Genomic DNA, 17,003 nt, shown 5'->3' on the forward strand with positions numbered 1-17,003 from the left:
GTTGCAAAAACGGGGAAAGCGTGGTTGGGCTTCGCCCAGGCCGTACGGGGGAGAAACCGAGGCCCTTCCCCTGGGCTAGGGAGCCCCGTGAACCGCGCCTGCGGCGCGAAAAGCGGCGCGGCCGGTGGAGATGGTGGTGCAGTGGGCTTGCGGCTGCCGGGAGTGTGGGTTTACGGCAGCGGGGGCCGGCTGATTACGGCAGCGGAGGCAGGACGGGCTCGTCGGTGGGGGTCGGGTCGAAGTCGACCGACGAGTATTCGCGCAGCTTCGTCAACCGGTGGAACCCGTCGATCATCCGCACCGTGCCGGACTTCGAGCGCATCACGATCGACTGCGTGGTGCACCCACCAGCCCGGTAGTGCACCCCCCGCACCAAATCGCCATCGGTCACGCCGGTAGCGCAGAAGAAGACGTTGTCCCCCTGGACCAGGTCGTTCGTCGTCAGCACCCGATCCAAGTCGTGCCCTGCGGCCAGGGCCTTCTGGCGCTCGTCTTCGTCCTTCGGCCACAACCGGCCCTGGATGGCGCCGCCCATGCACTTCAGGGCTGCTGCCGCGATGATGCCCTCCGGGGTGCCGCCGATGCCGACCAGCAGGTCGATGCCCGTGTTCGGGCGGGCTGCCGAGATGGCGCCGGCCACGTCGCCGTCGGAGATGAAGTGGATGCGGGCACCGGCCGCTCGAACTTCTTGGACCAGGGACTCGTGGCGCGGGCGGTCCAGGATGCAGACCGTCACGTCGTGGACGTCGCTGTGCTTGGCCTTCGCCACTCGGCGGATGTTCTCGGCGATGGGCACGGTGATGTCGATGACGTCCGCCGCTTCCGGGCCGACCGCCAGCTTCTCCATGTAGAACACCGCCGACGGGTCGAACATCGCCCCGCGTTCGGCCACCGCCAGGACCGCCAGGGCGTTGGGCATGCCCTTGGACATCAGCGTGGTGCCGTCGATCGGGTCGACCGCGACGTCGCAGTCCGGGCCGTCGCCGTTGCCGACCTCCTCGCCGTTGAACAGCATGGGCGCCTCGTCCTTCTCGCCCTCGCCGATCACGACCACGCCGCGCATGGACACCGTGCCGATGAGCTTGCGCATGGCGTCGACCGCCGCGCCGTCGCCGCCGTTCTTGTCGCCGCGACCCACCCAGCGCCCGGCGGCCATCGCCGCCGCCTCGGTCACCCGGACGAGTTCGAGCGCGAGGTTCCGGTCGGGGGCTTCGCGACGACGCTCGGACGGGCTGCTGCTGGACACCATGACGCTCCTCCTGCGGGTACCGGCCGGTAAGGCCAATCCTCGCACGGTGTCAGGCGTCGGCCACGTCCTCCTCGGTCACAGCGAGTGCTTGATCGATCCTCTCGCGGGCGCCCGCGAGCTGCCGTTCACAGGTCTTCGCGAGGGCCTCGCCGCGCTCCCACAGCGCCAGCGACTCCTCCAGCGACAGACCGCCCTGCTCCAGCCTCTTCACGACTTCGACCAGCTCGTCGCGGGCCTGCTCGTAGCCAATCTCGTCGGTCAAGACGACAACTTCCCCAATCGGTTCTGGACGTGCACCACGACGGTGGCCACCGCCTGGTCGTAGCCGACGAACGCCTCGGCGAACTCCGCTCCGTCACCTTCCCGCACGGCGTCGTCGATGCGGTGCTCGGCCTCGACGACCCGCCGCCGGTGCACCGAGCCGTGCGAGAGCCACCAGCGCATCCCCGCGTACGACGACGTCGCCTCGGACAGGTCGTGCAGCCGGCTGATCAGCGTCTGACCGCCCGACGTGCAGCCGGCGACCAGGGACAGCCAGCAGTCCGCCGCCGCCCGGTCCGCCGCCTCGGCGTGGTCGCGCACGGTGCGCGCGCCCTCGTCCTCCGCCTCGCCGGCGGCGGCCATCGTCAAGGGCAGGAACGTGGGCTCACGTGCCGGGTTGGGCACCTCCGCCTCCTTCCTGACCGACTCCGCCGCCATCGGTGACGACCGCGCGCATGGCCCCGTCTGCCACCCGAACCCTGAGGTGGGCACCCGCTGGAGCGTCCGCGACCGACCGGACCACACCGTCCACCCCGTCGGGTGTGACGAGCTGCACCACGGCGTACCCACGCGCCAGCGTGGCGGCAGGTCCGAGGGTCGTCAAGCGGGCAGTGGTCGCGATCAGGCCCGACGTTTCTGAATCGAGTCTGTTCCGCATGGCCCGACGGCCCCGCTCACGCCACTGCTCGACGTCCTGCGCACGCCGGTCCAGCGGCCCGTACGGGTCCGAAAGCGCAGGTCGGGTGCGTAGTGCGGCGAGCAGCTTGCGCTCCCGGTCGACCCAGCCGTGCAGGGCGCGGCGGCTGCGGTCGCGGAGTTGACGAACTCTCTGCGTTTCCTCCGCCACATCGGGCACGACGCGCTTTCCGGCGTCGGTGGGCGTGGAGCAGCGGACGTCGGCCACGTGGTCCACCAGCGGGGTGTCCGGCTCGTGGCCGATCGCCGACAGCACCGGCGTGCGGGCCTGGGACACCGCCCGGCACAGCGCCTCGTCGGAGAACGGCAGCAGGTCCTCCACGCTGCCGCCGCCGCGCGCCAGGACGATGACGTCCACCTCGGGGTCGCGGTCCAGCGTGGTCAGCGCGGTGAGGATCTGCGGCACCGCCGTCGCGCCCTGCACGGCCACGTTGACCACCCGGAACCGGGCGGCGGGCCAGCGGGCGCGGGCGTTGGTCAGCACGTCCCGCTCGGCGGCCGACGCGCGACCGGTGATCAGCCCGATCTTGTTCGGCAGGAACGGCGGGCGGCGCTTGCGGCGCGGGTCGAACAGGCCCTCGGCGGCCAGCAGCTTCTTCAGCCGCTCGATGCGGGCCAGCAGCTCGCCGATGCCGACCTGCCGGATCTCGTCCACGCGCAGGCTCAGCGTGCCCCGGTTGGGGAAGTAGTTGGGCTTGCCGTGCACGACGACCCGGCTGCCCTCGGCCAGTTGCAGCTCGCGGACCATGCCGACCGGCGCGGTGAGCGTCATCGACATGTCGACCGACGGGTCGCGCAGGGTCAGGAACGCCGTCGCCGTGCCGGGGCGGGCGGACAGCTGCGTGACCTGGCCCTCCACCCACACGTCGCCGAGGCGGTTGATCCAGTCGAAGATCTTGCGCGCGACCGTGCGAACCGGCCAGGGGTTCTCCGGGGTGGACTTCTCGTCGGTCACTGCTGCGCTTCGGTGCTCTGGGTGTCGGTGCTGTGGGTGTCCAGGTTGGAGATGCGGCGGGCGAGCATCCCGGTGAACTCCGGGCGGCCGGCGTGCGTCCGCTCGTGCTCCAGCAGCTGCCGCAGGTCGTCGGCGGACAGCGTGCGCAGGCGGGCGCGGAGCTGGGGCAGCGTCAGCTCGTCGTAGTTGGGCAGCGCGGCGGGGGGTTCGGCGGCCAGCGCCCGCTCCTCGGCCTCCCACGGGTCGTGCGCGGGCTCCTCGGCCGGCTCGTCCTCCGGCTCGTCGAATTCCTCGTCCTCGTCGAACGTGGCCCACTCGGGCTCGTCCTCCACCGGCCGCAGCACGGCCAGGGCGTCGTCGCCCTTGATTGCGAGTTCCGTCACCGTCTGCTGGACCCGCATGGACAGCTGGAGCGCCTCGCTGACCACGGTCACCGGGAGCCCCGCGAGCTGCTGCGGGAGCTTGCGGGCCTGCTCGACGGCGGTGACCGCCAGTCCGGCGGCGAGGCGGACCGGGAGCGGCAGTGGCTTCATGGTGCCTAGCCTGCCGCAGTCTCCCTGAGGATGCCTAGCTCGGACGCGCCCGTACCCTGGTGGCATGGACAAGCGAGTGCTCCTGGCCAAGCCGCGCGGCTACTGCGCAGGCGTGGACCGCGCGGTCGTCACCGTCGAGAAGGCGCTGGAGCAGTACGGCGCCCCGGTGTACGTGCGCAAGGAGATCGTCCACAACAAGCACGTCGTGGAGACCCTGTCGCAGCGGGGCGCGATCTTCGTCGACGAGACCGACGAGGTGCCCGAGGGCGCTCTCGTGGTGTTCTCCGCGCACGGCGTGTCGCCGATGGTGCACGCCGAGGCGGCCGAGCGCGGCCTGCGGACCATCGACGCCACCTGCCCGCTGGTGACCAAGGTCCACAACGAGGCCAAGCGGTTCGCGCGCGAGGACTACGACATCCTCCTGATCGGCCACGAGGGCCACGAGGAGGTCGAGGGCACCGCAGGCGAGGCCCCCGACCACATCCAGCTCGTCGACACGGCGGAGGACGTCGACAAGGTGACCGTGCGCGACCCGTCCAAGGTGGTGTGGCTGTCCCAGACCACGCTGTCGGTGGACGAGACGATGGTGCGCGTGCGGCAGCTCAAGGAGCGCTTCCCGGACCTCCAGGAGCCGCCGTCCGACGACATCTGCTACGCCACGTCCAACCGGCAGACGGCCGTGAAGACGATGGCCCCGCAGTGCGAGCTGGTGCTGGTCGTGGGGTCGAAGAACTCGTCCAACTCGGTGCGGCTGGTCGAGGTGGCCTTGCAGGCCGGCGCGAAGGCGTCGTACCTGGTGGACTACGCCTCCGAGGTCGACCCGGCGTGGTTGGAGGGCGTGACCACGGTCGGCGTGACCAGCGGCGCGTCCGTGCCGGACATCCTGGTGATGGAGCTGCTGGAGTTCCTCGCGGGCCACGGCTACGGCGAGGTCGAGGAGATCACCACGGCGAACGAGAAGATCGCCTTCGCCCTGCCGCGCGAACTGCGCAAGGACATGGTCCGCTGACGACCTGACCCACTTCGACGACGCCCCGGCCCGGCACCCGCCGCGCCGGGGCGCTGTCGTTGAAGCGGAGAGCCGACCCACCGAGCCGACCCACCGAGCCGATGCGCGGAGTCGACGCCCGGAATTGTCGTACCCCCGTGGGATCATGGAGACGGGGGCCGGAGGCCGCCCCCCAGTCGCGCCGAAGCCGGGTACGCGCTGGTGGCGGCGGTGAGGTGGCCGCTGAAGGGCCGGCCGTCAGCCGTCGGTGCGCGGGCGGGGCTTGCGGGGGGCTGGGCGGTCGCCCTTGGACGGGTCGCGGGGGCGGCGTGGGCGGTCGCCGGAGCCGGAAGCGGAGCCCGAAGCCGAGCCGGACGGGCGCGGGCGCTTCGGGCGCGGCTCGTCGGACGGGGCCGCGGCGGGCTTGCGGCGGGGGCGGTCGTCGTCCGCAGCGGGCTCGCGGCGCTTGGGGCGGTCCTCGGGAGGGCGGCGCTTCAGTTCGCGCTTCTCGTCCCTGGTCAGCCGGTTCGGGTCCTTCTGCGTGGTCACGCGCAGGATGCCGATCAGCACCGTGCACAGCGTGGTGATCGCCATCGCCGGGAATCCGTCGATCAACGGCTTGCCCAGCGACAGACCCGCCGTCGCCAGCCCACCGGTCGGCAGGCCCGAGGTGAACACCACGATCAGCGGCACCACGATCGCCAGCACCAGCGGCGGCTGCACGACCGGTCCGAACATCGACCGCCGTTCCACGAACACCACCGCGCCGACCGCGCCGACGAAGAACGTGATGGCGAACACCCAGCCCACGGTCTTCTCGGTGGACGACGACACGTCTATGTAAGTGCCGACGATGGCCAGCACGAACGTGCTGAGCACCGCCGCCCACCAGGGCAGACCGCGGAAGGAGCCGAAGAGGGCGCGGTCGTTCCAGCGGACGGCGTCCAGCTCGTCGTCCTCCGGCTCGCGCGTTGCAGCGGTCACGCCCACTCCTCGTTCGACTGCGGGGTCCACACACTCTATTACGCCTCCCGCGCCTCCAAGGGTGCACTGACGCCCTCTTCAGACCGTCGCACGAACGACACGGGCTTGGGGTTGGACGACGCCGCCGTGAGCGGTTCCACCGCCGCCCGGAAGCCCTCCAACGCGTCCAGCTCCCTCCGCCGCGCGGACAGGAACCGCTGCAAGTGCGTGCTGGACAGGTTCACCGCGTCGATCGCCGCGTCCGCCGCCCGGTGCGCGGAGGACGCCTGCGCCCGCACCTGCTCGACGTCGTCGGCCAACGCCCGGTCGGTCACCGCGAACAGCGCCGCCGAGGCGATGACGGCGAAACCGGTCGGCCCGCACAGGAACACCCGCCGGTCCAGCAGCCACCGCAGCAGCTCGGGGTCGGTGTCCAGCGCGGCCACCACCGCGCCGTCGTTGGGCACGAACATGACCGTCCCGTAGATCGCGTCGGCCCACCGCTGGTAGCCCTTGCCCGCCAGCTCCGCCGCCCGCGCCCGGATGTTGCGCACGTGCACGCGCAGCGCGTCGGACCGCTCGGTCGGGTCGTCGGTCTCGACCGCCTCCGCCCACGTGGCCATGCTCATCTTCGCGTCCACCGGCACCTGCCGGCCGCCGCCGACCTCCAGCACGAGGTCCGGCCGCACCGACCCGCCGCCGGCCACGTCCACCTGGAGCCGGAAGTGCACGCCCTCGCGCAGCCCCAGCGCGCGAGCCGTCTCCACCAGCACCCGTTCGCCCAGCTCACCGCGCCCGCTCACGGACGAGAACGCCACCTCGTAGCGCTGGAGGGCCAGGTAGGTCGCGTCACCCCGCTCCCGTTCGCGCTGCACGGCGGCCAGCGCGGCGTCGGTGCGCCGGATGCCGTCCTGGTAGAGCCGCCACACGAACACGAGCGCGCCGGCGAGCAGGAGCGCGACGACCACCGCCGCCGTCGTCAGGACCGCTGTCATGGGTCCGATCATCGCGCACGTGCACCCGATCACACGTTCGAGCGACACGCCGAGTCGGTTACCGGGAGCGGCCGGCGCTCGCCCCTAGCGTGGGCCGCCATGCGGTTGCTGCACACGTCCGACTGGCACGTGGGACGGACGTTCCACGGCCGCGACCTGCTCGCGGAGCAGGAGGCGGTGCTGGGCGGGCTGGCCGACCTCGTGTCCGACGAGGGCGTGGACCTGGTGCTGGTCGCGGGTGACCTGTTCGACCGGGCCGTGCCCAACGCCGAGGCGATCGCCGTCTGCACGCGGGTGCTGGAACGCATCCGCGCAGCCGGCGCGCAGGTCGTCGTCACGCCCGGCAACCACGACTCCGCCGCGCGCCTGGGCCTGTTCGGCGGGTTCGCCGCCGCGGGTGGGTTGCACCTGCGGACCCGCGTGGCCGACCTGCACGAGCCGGTGCTGTTCTCCGACGCGCACGGCCCGGTCGCGGTGTACGGGATCCCGTTCCTGGAGCCGGAGACCGCGCGGCACGCGCTGGGCGTCGAGGGCAAGGGGCACGAGGCCGTGCTGACCGAGGCGATGCGCCGGGTCCGGGAGGACCTCGCGGGACGCGCGGGCACGCGGTCGGTCGTGCTGGCGCACGCGTTCGTGACCGGTGGCGAGCCGTGCGAGTCGGAGCGGACCATCGCGGTCGGCGGTGTGCAGGACGTGCCGGCCGGGGTGTTCGCGGGCGTGGACTACGTGGCGCTCGGCCACCTGCACGGGCAGCAGACCCTGGCCGAGGGCCTCAGGTACTCGGGCAGCCCGCTGGCGTACTCGTTCTCGGAGACCCAGCAGGTCAAGTCGGTGTGGCTGGTGGACGTGGACGCCTCCGGACTGGGCGGCGTCGAGCGGCGGGCGCTGCCGGTGCCGCGGCGGCTGACCAGGCTGACCGGCGAGCTGGAGGACCTGCTGCTGGACCCCGACCACACGCCGGCCGAGGACCACTTCGTGTCCGCCGTGCTGACCGACCGGGTCCGGCCGCTGGACTCGTTGCGCCGGTTGCAGGCCCGGTTCCCGCACGCGGTGCACGTGGAGTGGCGGCCGGCGGACGGCCGGGTCGACGAGCTGCGGTTCGCCGAGCGGGTGCGGGGGCGCAGCGACGAGGAGATCGGCTGCTGCTTCCTGGAGGACGTGCGGGGCGAGCCGCCGAACGAGCGGGAACTGCTGCTGCTGCGGGAGGCGATCGCCGCGGCGGCGCGCGAGGGGGAGTCGTGAAGCTGCACCGGCTGGAGGTCACCGCGTTCGGCCCCTACGCGGGCCGCGAGGAGGTCGACTTCGACCTGCTGGGCGCGGACGGGTTGTTCCTCCTGCACGGTGACACCGGCGCGGGCAAGACGACGTTGCTGGACGCGGTGGCGTTCGCGCTGTTCGGCCGGGTGCCGGGGGCGCGCAACGAGGCCAAGCGCCTGCGGTGCGACTACGCGGACCGGGACACGGTGACCGAGGTGGCGCTGGAGCTGACCGTGCGCGGTCGGCGGTTCCGGGTCGTGCGCAGCCCCGAGTACGACCGGCCCAAGAAGCGCGGCGACGGGTTCACCCGGCAGCACGCGAAGGCGTCGCTGACCTGGATCAGCGGCTGGGAGGGCGAGGGCCACAGCCGCGTCGACGAGGTGGCGCGCGAGGTGGAGAGCCTGCTCGGGATGACCGCCGAGCAGTTCTTCCAGGTGGTGCTGCTGCCGCAGGGCGAGTTCGCGAAGTTCCTGCGCGCCGAGACCGCCGAGCGGGAGAAGCTGCTGGAGCGGCTGTTCGGGACCGAGCGGTTCGTGGACGTGGAGCGCTGGTTCCGCGACCGGCGGGTGGCGCGCGGGCGTGAGCTGGAGCGGTTGCGGCTGGCCAACCGGGACCTGGTGCAGCGGGTGGCGGAGGTCGCGCGGGAGGACGTGCCGGAGGACGGCGGCGACCCGGAGTGGCTGAGCTCCCTGGTGAAGCGGCTGGCCGAGGCCGAGCGCGAGGCCGCGGCGCGGGCGGCGGAGACAGCCGGCGCGCGGTCGGTCGCGGAGGCGGCTTGGCGTGCGGCGGACGAGCTGGCCTCGCGGGTTTCGCGGGTGCGCGGGGCCCGGGACGCGTTGGCGCGGTGTGCCGAGATCGAGCCGCACCGGGTGGCGTGGGTGCGGGAGCGGGACGCGGCGCGGCGGGCGTCGGTCGTGGTGCCCGCGCGTCTGGCCGCCGAGCGGTGGGAGCGCGCCCTGGCGTCGATGGAGGCGCAGGAGTCCGCCGCCGCTCGGGCGCTGGTCGAGTTGGGGTACGCGTGGCCTCCGGCCCCCGGTTCCATTGTCCCAGGGGGGACCGACAAAGTGGCCGCCGCGGAGCTGAGGGCGGACGGGGAGCGGTTCCGGGAAGAGGCCGGTGGGCTGACCTGGTTGGCCGAGGAGGCGCAGCGGCAGCGGGACGACCAGCGGCGGCTCGTCGAGTTGGAGCGGCGGGCGGCGACGGCGTCGGAGAAGCTGGACAAGCTGGTCAGGGCGCTGGACGAGGTGCCGGACCGGCTCGCCGTCGCCCGTGCCGAGGCCGAGGAGGCCGCGCTGGCCGCCGCCCGGCTCGACGCGGTGGCGGCGAAGGCGTCGGCCGCTCGGGACATCCCGGCCGCCGAACTCGCCGTGCGCACGGCCGACGACGCCCGGCGGGTCGCGGTCGACGCCCACCAGCGGGCGCGGGACGTCCTCCTCCAGGTCCGCAAGCAGCGCCTGGACGGCATGGCCGTCGAACTCGCCACCGCGCTGCGCGGCGGGCACGCCTGCCCGGTGTGCGGCTCGAAGGACCACCCGGCCCCCGCCGAACCGATGCTCAACGCGGTCACCGGGGCCGACGAGGACCGCGCCGCCGACACCGAGCAGACCGCCGCCGACCGCCGGGCCGCCGCCGAGAAGTCGTTGCAGGACGCGGAGAACCGGCTCGCCGCGCTGCGCGAGGTGGTCGGCGACCAGGACCCGGACGTGCTGCTGGCCGAACACCGGGCGGTCAAAGCCGTTGCGGCACAACGCGAACAGCGCGCGCGGGCACTGGCCGAGCTGGAGCGCGAGGTCGAGTCCGCCGCCGCCGACCGGACCGCGCTGGAACGCGAGGTCGCCGAGGTGACCACCCTGCACGTCGAGCTGTCCGAGACCGTCCGGGAACGCGCCGACCGCCTGGAGGAGGCCCGCGGCGACTTCCCCGACGTCACCGCCCGCCGTGCCCACCTGCTCGACCTGGCCGACGCGCTGGCCACCCTCGCCGACCGCCGCACCGCCGTCGCGGAGTGCGCGGAACGCCTGGCCGAGCAGCGCGTCGAGGTGTCGAGGCTGGCCGCCGAGGCGGGCTTCGCCGACGTCGCCGACGCCGTGGCCGCCGTCCGCGCCGAGGACGCGGTGGAGGCCCTGGAAACCCGCATTCGCAAGGTCGAGGACGCGAAGGTCACCGCGGAGTCCGTGCTGGCCGAACTGTCCGATGTGGACCCGGACGCCGAAGTCGACCTGGCCGCCGCCGAATCCGCGTTCCGCACCGCGACCGCCGAGGCCGAAAAGGCCGCCTCCGCCCTGTCCGCCGCCCGCCGGGACGCCCGCCGGGCCGAGACCCTGGCCGAGCGGCTGGCCGCCGCGTGGGTGGAGCTGGAGCCGGTCGAGGCGGAGTACGCGGAACTGGCCGCGCTCACCGACGTGATCAACGGGCAGGGGCAGAACGCGAAGAAGATGACCCTGCGCACGTACGTGTTGGCCGCCCGGTTGGAGGAGGTGGCGGTGGCCGCCAGCGCCCGGCTGGAACGCATGAGCCAGGGGCGTTATCGGTTCGTGCACTCGGTCGAGGCCGGGCCGCGGGGGACGCGCGGTGGGTTGGGGTTGGACGTGCTCGACGACTACTCGGGTCGTCAGCGGTCCACCAAGACGTTGTCCGGAGGGGAGTCCTTCCTGGCCTCGCTGGCGTTGGCGTTGGGGCTGTCCGACGTGGTCGCGGCTGGGGCGGTGTTGGACACGCTCTTCATCGACGAGGGTTTCGGCACCCTGGACGCCGACACGCTTGAGCTGGTGATGACGGTCCTGGACGAGTTGCGTGCCGGCGGGCGGGTGGTCGGTCTGGTGTCGCACGTGGAGGAGTTGCGGCAGCGGATCCCGACCCGGCTGAAGGTGCGCAAGTCCCGCGCCGGGTCGTCCCTGGAGATCGTGGCCTGACCGGTCAGGCGGCCTCATCCGTGGGGGACAGCAGGTCGCCCCGGTAGGCGGCGGCTTGGAGTTCGAAGAGTTCGTGGTAGTGGCCCCGCAAGGCCATCAGTTCGTCGTGGGTGCCCTGTTCGACGATCTTCCCCTTGTCCAGCAGGACGATCCGGTCGGCGTTGCGGATGTTGGCCAGGCGGTGGGTGACCAGGATCGTCGTGCGCCTCGCCGCCGCCTCGCGCAGGCCCTCGAACACCCGGGCCTCGGCCTTGGCGTCCAGGGCGGCGGTGGGTTCGTCGGCCACCAGGACCGCCGCGTCGCGGTACATGCCCCGGGCGATGCCCATGCGCTGCCACTGGCCGCCGGAGAGGTCTTGGCCGTCGTTGAACTGGCGGGACAGCACGGTGTCCTCGCCCGCGGGCAGGGTGGCCAGGACCTCGTCCGCGCCCGAGCGCGCCACGGCGTCCTGCCAGGCCTGGTCGTCCTCGCGGTCCAGGCGGCCCACGGTCACGTTGCGGCGGGCCGTCATCGGCCACTGGGCCGGGTCCTGGGCGATGACCGCGATGGACGAGTGGATCGACGTCTTGTCGGCCTCGGCCAGGTCGACGCCGTCCCACCGGACCGCGCCCGCGTCGACCGGGTACAGGCCGGTCAGCACCTTGCCCAGGGTGGTCTTGCCGGAGCCGTTCTCGCCGACCAGGGCGATGACCTCGCCGCGGCGGACGGTGAGGCTCACGTCGTCCAGCGCCGGGGTCTGCTTGCCGGGGTAGTGGAAGGTGACGTGGTCGAGGGTGATCAGCTCCGGGTCCGGCGGCGCCGTCGTCGGTGACGAGCCCTGGGCCCGTTCCGCGCCCTCGGCCAGCAGTTTCCGGTAGAAGTCGATGTAGAAGGAGTCCTCGTAGATCGAGTTGATCGCCCGGGTCGTGGTGGACAGGGACGAGAAGCCGGTGCGCATCGCCAGCAGCGCCGTGCCCGCGAGGGCCAGCTCCATGCCGCCCGAGTAGAGCAGGACGCCGAGCACCGCGTAGGCGAAGCCGGTGCCGAGACCGGCCAGCGCCCGGCCGGTGAGGCGGACCAGGTTCGTCTTGTGCGCCATGCGGATCTCGTCGCCCATCAGGGAGTCCGCGATGCGCCGGTGCTCGGCCAGGAGGCGTTCCTGGAGGGTGAGGGCGTGCCGTTCGAGGGCGAAGTCCCGGTCGGTGGCGACCTCCTCGACCACGCCCTTGCGGATGTTGCGGGTGACCGAGTCCAGGAAGTGCTCGTACCGCAGCTTGGACACCCGGGCCGAGGCCCACGCGTTCGCCACGGCCGCCAGCAACAGCGCCGGGGCCAGCCACGGGTTGAGCAGGCCGACCGTGACGATCGCGGCGATCATCGTGATGCACGACGACACCAGGTCGGCCAGGTAGCGCAGGCTGCTCTCCAGGCCACGCACCCCGTGCCGACCGCCCTGGCGGGCCAGCTCGCGGAAGTCGGCGTCCTCGAACGCCAGCAGCTCCGCCCGCACCAGCACGGCCGTGACCTCGTCGTTCGCCGCCCGCGACACCCTGGGCCGCAGCGAACTCTCCACGGCCGCCACGGCGGTGTCCAGCAACGCCCGCACGGCGTACGAGCCCACCACCACGGCCAGCGCCGGCAACGACTGGGCCACCCGCTCCGGCGTCGGCCCGTCCCGCAGCAGCGCGGTGAACACGTCCGCGGTGGCCAGCAGCCCGAACGCCGTCACACAGCCGCTGACCACGTGCACGATCCCGGCGGCGACGGTCAGGCCGGGGGAGGTCCGCCAGGCCAGCCGGAGGACCACGCGGATCGCTTCGGGCAGGCTGCGCAGCGCCTTGCCGAAGCTGACCGTCGCGGCCTTGCGCCCCACCTTGGCCCACTTGGGCGTGGAGATGTTCTCCACCCCGATCAGCACGGAGCTCATGCTGTCCAGGTAACGCCTGTGTGAGGTCCCGTGCCACCGGTTTCGCTGTCAGCCGTCAGGCCGCGGACTCCTCGTGGGCGAGCAGCCAGCGCTTCACGTCGACGCCCCAGCGGAAGTTGCCGATCGCGCCGCCGGTTCGGACCACGCGGTGGCAGGGGACGAAGAGGGTTGCCGCGTTGCGGGCGCAGGCCGACGCCGCCGCGCGGACGGCCGAGGGACGGCCGGCCAGGAGGGCGTAGTCGGCGTAGCTCACCGGCTTGCCCGCCGGCACCGTGCGCAGGGCCGTCCACGCCTGTTCCCTGAACTCGCCGGACCGCTGCCGCACCGGGACGTCGTCGATCGCCGCCAGGTCGCCGGCGTGGTAGTCGCGCACGGCCCGGGTCACCTCGCCCAGGTCGCTGCGGGTGGTGACGGTCGTCGGGCGCAGGGACGGGGACACCTGGGGCAGCAGGTCGTCCAGGGAGTCCGTCCAGCCGCTGGCCAGCACGGCGCCGTCCGCCGCCACCACGGCGGTGAAGGGGCCGATCGGAGTGTCCACAGTGGATGTGAAGGCGGTGGTCACGCGGTCCTCCCGAGGTGCATCTCGGCGTACGACCGCCAGGGCCGCCACGCCGTGTTGTCCGTGGTCAAAGGGATGTCGGGGGCGCCGAGCACGCGCATCACGACGTACCGGGCGACCCGGGGGCCGACGCCGGGGAACGCGGCCAGCTCGGCCTCCAGCTCCTCGGCGTCGCGGCCCACGTCCACCACCAGCGCGCCGGACGCCAGCGCCGCCGCGACGGGCGAGTCGACGTCGGCGGGCGCCGGGTAGAGGTGGGTCACCGGCCCGTCCGGGATGTCCAGCGGTTCGCCGGGGAACACGTGCCCCAGCGCGCGCAGCAGGGTCTCGGCCCCGTCCACGCTGCCCGGCAGCCGCACGCCGGGATGCGCCCGGACGAGGGGGCGCAGCAGCGGGTCGCCGCCGAGGAACTCGTCCACCGCCTGCGGGTCGGCGTCCAGGTCGAGCAGGCGTCGCACGCGCGACACCGCGCTGCCCAGGTCGCGCAGGTCGGCCAGCCGCAGCGAGCACGACACGTAGCCGTCGGCGGGCTCCAGCAGCACCGTCGCCTGCCCGTGCGGCAGCCGCAGCGACCGCGCGTACGAGGTGTCCGTGACGTGCTCCACGCCCGGGATCGCCGACGCCCTGAACTGCGCCAACAGCCCCGCCGCGTCGAACGGCGGCCGGTAGGGCAGGCGCAGCGTGATCCGCCCCGCCGTGCCGACGACCTTGCGCTTGGACCGCATCTCCGACGGCGTCGCCGCGAACACGGCCCGGATGGTGTCGTTGAACTGCCGCACGCTGGCGAATCCGGCCGCGAACGCGATGTCGGTGAACGACAGGTCCGTGGTCTCGATCAGCAGGCGGGCGGAGTGCGCCCGGTGCGCCCGGGCGAGGGCCAACGGGCCGGCGCCCAGCTCGGCGGTCAGCACGCGGGTCAGGTGGCGCTCGGAGTACCCGAGGCGCGCGGCCAGGCCCGGCACGCCGTCGCGCTCGACGACCCCGTCCGCGATGAGCCGCATGGCCCGCGCGGCCAGGTCGGCCCGCAGGTTCCACTCCGGGGAGCCCGGCACGGCGTCCGGGAGGCACCGCCGGCACGCCCGGTAGCCGGCCGACTGCGCGGCGGCGGCGGTCGGGTAGAACTCGGCGTTGCGCTGCTTGGGCGTGACCGCCGGGCACGACGGGCGGCAGTAGATCCGGGTGGTGCGGACCGCCAGGATGAAGCACCCGTCGAACCGGGCGTCCCGGGCGGCGACCGCCCGGTAGGCACGTTCGGCGTCGACCAACATGCCTGTCACTGTGCCACCGCCGGCACCAGGGGTCTCGCGGGAATCGGACACGGCGTCCCACCGCGTAGACTCACCCCCCGTGAGTTTGACCCTCGGTATCGTCGGCCTGCCCAACGTCGGCAAGTCCACCCTGTTCAACGCCCTCACGCGCAACGACGTGCTCGCGGCGAACTACCCGTTCGCGACCATCGAGCCCAACGTCGGCGTGGTGCCGTTGCCGGACGCCCGCCTCGGCAAGTTGGCGGAGATCTTCGGCTCGGAGCGCGAGGTGCCCGCCGTGGTGTCGTTCGTCGACATCGCGGGCATCGTCAAGGGCGCGTCCGAAGGCGCCGGCCTGGGCAACAAGTTCCTCGCCAACATCCGCGAGGCCAACGCGATCTGCCAGGTCATCCGGGTGTTCGCCGACGACGACGTGGTGCACGTCGACGGTCGCGTGGACCCGGCGGCCGACATCGAGACGATCAACACCGAGCTGATCCTCGCCGACCTCCAGACCCTGGAGAAGGCCGTGCCGAGGCTGGAGAAGGAGGCCCGGACGGTCAAGGACCGCCGCCCGGCCCTGGACGCGGCCCTCAAGGCCCGCGCGATCCTCGACTCCGGCCGCACGCTGTTTTCGGCGCAGGGCGAGGTGGACGGCGACCTGCTGCGCGAACTGAGCCTGCTGACCACCAAGCCGTTCCTCTACGTGTTCAACGCCGACGAGGGCGTGCTGACCGACGAGGCCAAGTTGAAGGAACTGCGGGAACTGGTCGCCCCGGCGGACGCGGTGTTCCTGGACGCCAAGGTCGAGGCGGAACTGCTGGAGCTGGACGAGGAGTCCGCGCGCGAGCTGCTGGAGTCCATCGGCCAGCACGAGCCGGGCCTGCACGCCCTGGCCCGAGCCGGCTTCCACACCCTGGGCCTCCAGACCTACCTGACGGCGGGCCCGAAGGAATCCCGGGCGTGGACCATCCCCAAGGGCGCGACCGCGCCGCAGGCGGCGGGCGTCATCCACACGGACTTCGAGCGCGGCTTCATCAAGGCCGAGGTGGTCTCGTTTGAGGACCTGGTCGCGGCCGGCTCGATGGCGGCGGCGAAGGCTGCCGGCAAGGTCCGCATGGAGGGCAAGGACTACGTGATGGCGGACGGCGACGTGGTGGAGTTCCGCTTCAACGTCTGAGGTCACGTGATCTTGCTACCAAGTTGGTAGCATGAGCGCATGGCGATGACCCTTCGGCTGACCGACGAGCAGGAGCGGGCCTTGGCGCTGCTGGCCGAGCAGGACGGGGTCAGCAAGCACGAGGCCGCGGTGCGGGCGATCTTGGACAGCGCCGCGCGCCGGGTGCGGGACGCCAAGGTCCGCGACCTGTCGCAGGAGGGTCGGCAGCGCTACGCGTCGCTGCTCGACCGGCTCGCGCAGTGATCGCCTACCTCACCCTGGACGACCTGCTGACCCTCGCGACCGACCTCGGCGTGCCCAAGGTCCGCGACCTCGGGCTGCTCGACTCGGCCGCGCACCGGCCGCAGGTGTCCCTGATGGGCCGCGACGCCTACCCGTCGATCCACGAGAAGGCAGCGGTGCTGCTGGAGTCCCTGGCACGCAACCACCCGCTGGTGGACGGCAACAAGCGCCTGTCGTGGATGGGGACGTTCGTCTTCTACGGCCTCAACGACCTCGACCTGGACGCACCGGAGGACGACGCGTACGACCTGGTGATCGCCGTGTCGACCGGCACGGCGGACTACCGGGAGACCGCCGCTCGACTGGCCACCTGGACCCGTCCGCTCTGACCCGCGATCAGAGCGGGCTCGCTGTTCTCGCGTCGTGCCGGTAGCCCGTGCTGTGTTACCGGGAGGCCGCGGTCGGGAAGAGGCCGTCGAGGTCGATGGTGATCGGGAACGGCATGGCCAGGGCGAGAGTGCCGCGGAAGATGCCGGCCGGGGCGTAGGTCCTGGTCGGCTCGTCCAGCTCGTACACGTGCGCGACGGGCCGGCTGTCTTCCTCCTCGACCAGCCAGTAGTGCCGCAGCCCGGCCTCGGCGTACTTGCGCAGCTTGACCGTCCGGTCGCGGTGTTCGGACTCCGGTGAGGTCACCTCTACCGCGAGCAGCACGTCTTCAGGCGCGAACCAGGTCCGGTCGGGATCGACCGCTGCGGTGGTGACGAGGATGTCGGGCTCTGGGCGGTTGCGCGCGTCCAGGCGGATGGTGACTTCGCGGTCCACCTCGATGCCGACAGGTGCCTGGCTGGTGAGAGCCGTGGTGAGAGCCGTGACGACACGGGCGTGCCACACCCGCTGAGGCGACATCGTGAAAACGAGTGCTCCGTCGATCAGCTCAGTGTGGCGAGGCGCCTCGGGGAGGCGGTCCAGGTCCTCCGCGAACCAGCCTTCGGGGCGCGGCGGGCGCATCCAGTCCGGCAGTGCGGTCATGGCACAAAGATAGTGACCAGCCGCCATGCGGGCCACTGACCAGCCCTGTCG

General features: G+C 72.6%; 17 protein-coding genes. 6 read left to right on the forward strand and 11 right to left on the reverse strand.

The genetic code is table 11. The annotated features are described in order from the left end of the window. Positions 1-193 precede the first annotated feature (193 nt). Genes glpX through WBN91_RS28440 form a run of 5 tightly spaced genes read right to left on the reverse strand, consistent with a single transcriptional unit; the run spans position 194 to position 3,694 of the window. Complete coding sequence (gene glpX / locus WBN91_RS28420; protein WP_337725362.1) at positions 194-1,249, reverse strand: class II fructose-bisphosphatase; 1,056 nt, start codon at positions 1,247-1,249, stop codon at positions 194-196. A gap of 49 nt (positions 1,250-1,298) precedes the next feature. After that, positions 1,299-1,511, reverse strand: coding sequence for an exodeoxyribonuclease VII small subunit (locus WBN91_RS28425; RefSeq protein ID WP_121223068.1), 213 nt, complete (start codon positions 1,509-1,511; stop codon positions 1,299-1,301). Then, positions 1,508-1,915 (reverse strand): sugar ABC transporter substrate-binding protein, encoded by a 408-nt coding sequence (locus tag WBN91_RS28430; RefSeq protein ID WP_121223066.1) that lies wholly within the window; start codon positions 1,913-1,915, stop codon positions 1,508-1,510. The genes WBN91_RS28425 and WBN91_RS28430 overlap by 4 nt, the downstream gene beginning before the upstream one ends. Next, positions 1,896-3,161: an exodeoxyribonuclease VII large subunit gene (gene xseA, locus WBN91_RS28435; protein ID WP_337725363.1), complete on the reverse strand. Its 1,266-nt coding sequence runs from the start codon at positions 3,159-3,161 to the stop codon at positions 1,896-1,898. The genes WBN91_RS28430 and xseA overlap by 20 nt, the downstream gene beginning before the upstream one ends. Next, positions 3,158-3,694, reverse strand: a complete 537-nt coding sequence (locus WBN91_RS28440; RefSeq protein WP_337725364.1) for a lipid droplet-associated protein — start codon at positions 3,692-3,694, stop codon at positions 3,158-3,160. Before WBN91_RS28440 ends, xseA begins: the two co-directional genes overlap by 4 nt. Before the next feature lie 64 nt (positions 3,695-3,758). On the opposite strand from WBN91_RS28440, the gene WBN91_RS28445 reads away from it, so the two are divergent. Next, positions 3,759-4,703: a 4-hydroxy-3-methylbut-2-enyl diphosphate reductase gene (locus WBN91_RS28445; RefSeq protein WP_337725365.1), complete on the forward strand. Its 945-nt coding sequence runs from the start codon at positions 3,759-3,761 to the stop codon at positions 4,701-4,703. Between the two features lie 237 nt (positions 4,704-4,940). Here WBN91_RS28445 and WBN91_RS28450 read toward each other — a convergent pair whose 3' ends face one another. Both WBN91_RS28450 and WBN91_RS28455 read right to left on the reverse strand, forming a co-directional pair. Beyond that, positions 4,941-5,666, reverse strand: a complete 726-nt coding sequence (locus tag WBN91_RS28450) for a DUF6542 domain-containing protein (RefSeq protein ID WP_337725366.1) — start codon at positions 5,664-5,666, stop codon at positions 4,941-4,943. Positions 5,667-5,704: 38 nt separating this feature from the next. Beyond that, positions 5,705-6,640 carry a DNA recombination protein RmuC gene (locus WBN91_RS28455; RefSeq protein ID WP_337725367.1) on the reverse strand — a complete coding sequence of 312 codons (936 nt, stop codon included), beginning with the start codon at positions 6,638-6,640 and terminating at the stop codon, positions 5,705-5,707. 99 nt (positions 6,641-6,739) lie between these two features. On the opposite strand from WBN91_RS28455, the gene WBN91_RS28460 reads away from it, so the two are divergent. Both WBN91_RS28460 and WBN91_RS28465 read left to right on the forward strand, forming a co-directional pair. Continuing rightward, a complete protein-coding gene (locus tag WBN91_RS28460; RefSeq protein WP_337725368.1) occupies positions 6,740-7,882 on the forward strand; it encodes a metallophosphoesterase family protein in 1,143 nt (380 codons plus the stop codon). Next, positions 7,879-10,809 (forward strand): SMC family ATPase, encoded by a 2,931-nt coding sequence (locus WBN91_RS28465; RefSeq protein WP_337725369.1) that lies wholly within the window; start codon positions 7,879-7,881, stop codon positions 10,807-10,809. The genes WBN91_RS28460 and WBN91_RS28465 overlap by 4 nt, the downstream gene beginning before the upstream one ends. Positions 10,810-10,813: 4 nt before the next feature. Here WBN91_RS28465 and WBN91_RS28470 read toward each other — a convergent pair whose 3' ends face one another. The 3 genes from WBN91_RS28470 to WBN91_RS28480 are packed head-to-tail and all read right to left on the reverse strand — an operon-like array spanning position 10,814 to position 14,542. After that, positions 10,814-12,715 (reverse strand): ABC transporter ATP-binding protein, encoded by a 1,902-nt coding sequence (locus WBN91_RS28470; RefSeq protein ID WP_337725370.1) that lies wholly within the window; start codon positions 12,713-12,715, stop codon positions 10,814-10,816. A 55-nt stretch (positions 12,716-12,770) separates the two neighbouring features. Further along, the gene (locus tag WBN91_RS28475; protein WP_337725371.1) at positions 12,771-13,277 is read right to left on the reverse strand and encodes a methylated-DNA--[protein]-cysteine S-methyltransferase; all 507 of its coding nucleotides are present in this window, start codon (positions 13,275-13,277) and stop codon (positions 12,771-12,773) included. After that, the gene (locus tag WBN91_RS28480; protein WP_337725372.1) at positions 13,274-14,542 is read right to left on the reverse strand and encodes an AlkA N-terminal domain-containing protein; all 1,269 of its coding nucleotides are present in this window, start codon (positions 14,540-14,542) and stop codon (positions 13,274-13,276) included. The genes WBN91_RS28475 and WBN91_RS28480 overlap by 4 nt, the downstream gene beginning before the upstream one ends. 79 nt (positions 14,543-14,621) lie before the next feature. Here WBN91_RS28480 and ychF point away from each other — a divergent pair, with 79 nt between their 5' ends. Genes ychF through WBN91_RS28495 form a run of 3 tightly spaced genes read left to right on the forward strand, consistent with a single transcriptional unit; the run spans position 14,622 to position 16,312 of the window. Beyond that, positions 14,622-15,701 (forward strand): redox-regulated ATPase YchF, encoded by a 1,080-nt coding sequence (gene ychF / locus WBN91_RS28485; protein WP_337725373.1) that lies wholly within the window; start codon positions 14,622-14,624, stop codon positions 15,699-15,701. Between the two features lie 39 nt (positions 15,702-15,740). After that, positions 15,741-15,944 (forward strand): CopG family transcriptional regulator, encoded by a 204-nt coding sequence (locus WBN91_RS28490; RefSeq protein ID WP_337725374.1) that lies wholly within the window; start codon positions 15,741-15,743, stop codon positions 15,942-15,944. Next, a complete protein-coding gene (locus tag WBN91_RS28495; protein WP_337725375.1) occupies positions 15,941-16,312 on the forward strand; it encodes a type II toxin-antitoxin system death-on-curing family toxin in 372 nt (123 codons plus the stop codon). The genes WBN91_RS28490 and WBN91_RS28495 overlap by 4 nt, the downstream gene beginning before the upstream one ends. Positions 16,313-16,367: 55 nt before the next feature. Here the strand turns inward: WBN91_RS28495 and WBN91_RS28500 are convergent, their stop codons facing one another. Continuing rightward, positions 16,368-16,952, reverse strand: coding sequence for a Uma2 family endonuclease (locus WBN91_RS28500; protein WP_337725376.1), 585 nt, complete (start codon positions 16,950-16,952; stop codon positions 16,368-16,370). Positions 16,953-17,003 lie beyond the last annotated feature (51 nt).

This window comes from Saccharothrix sp. CCNWYY140 (genome assembly GCF_037401995.1).
In the GTDB taxonomy this organism is placed as follows: domain Bacteria; phylum Actinomycetota; class Actinomycetes; order Mycobacteriales; family Pseudonocardiaceae; genus Actinosynnema.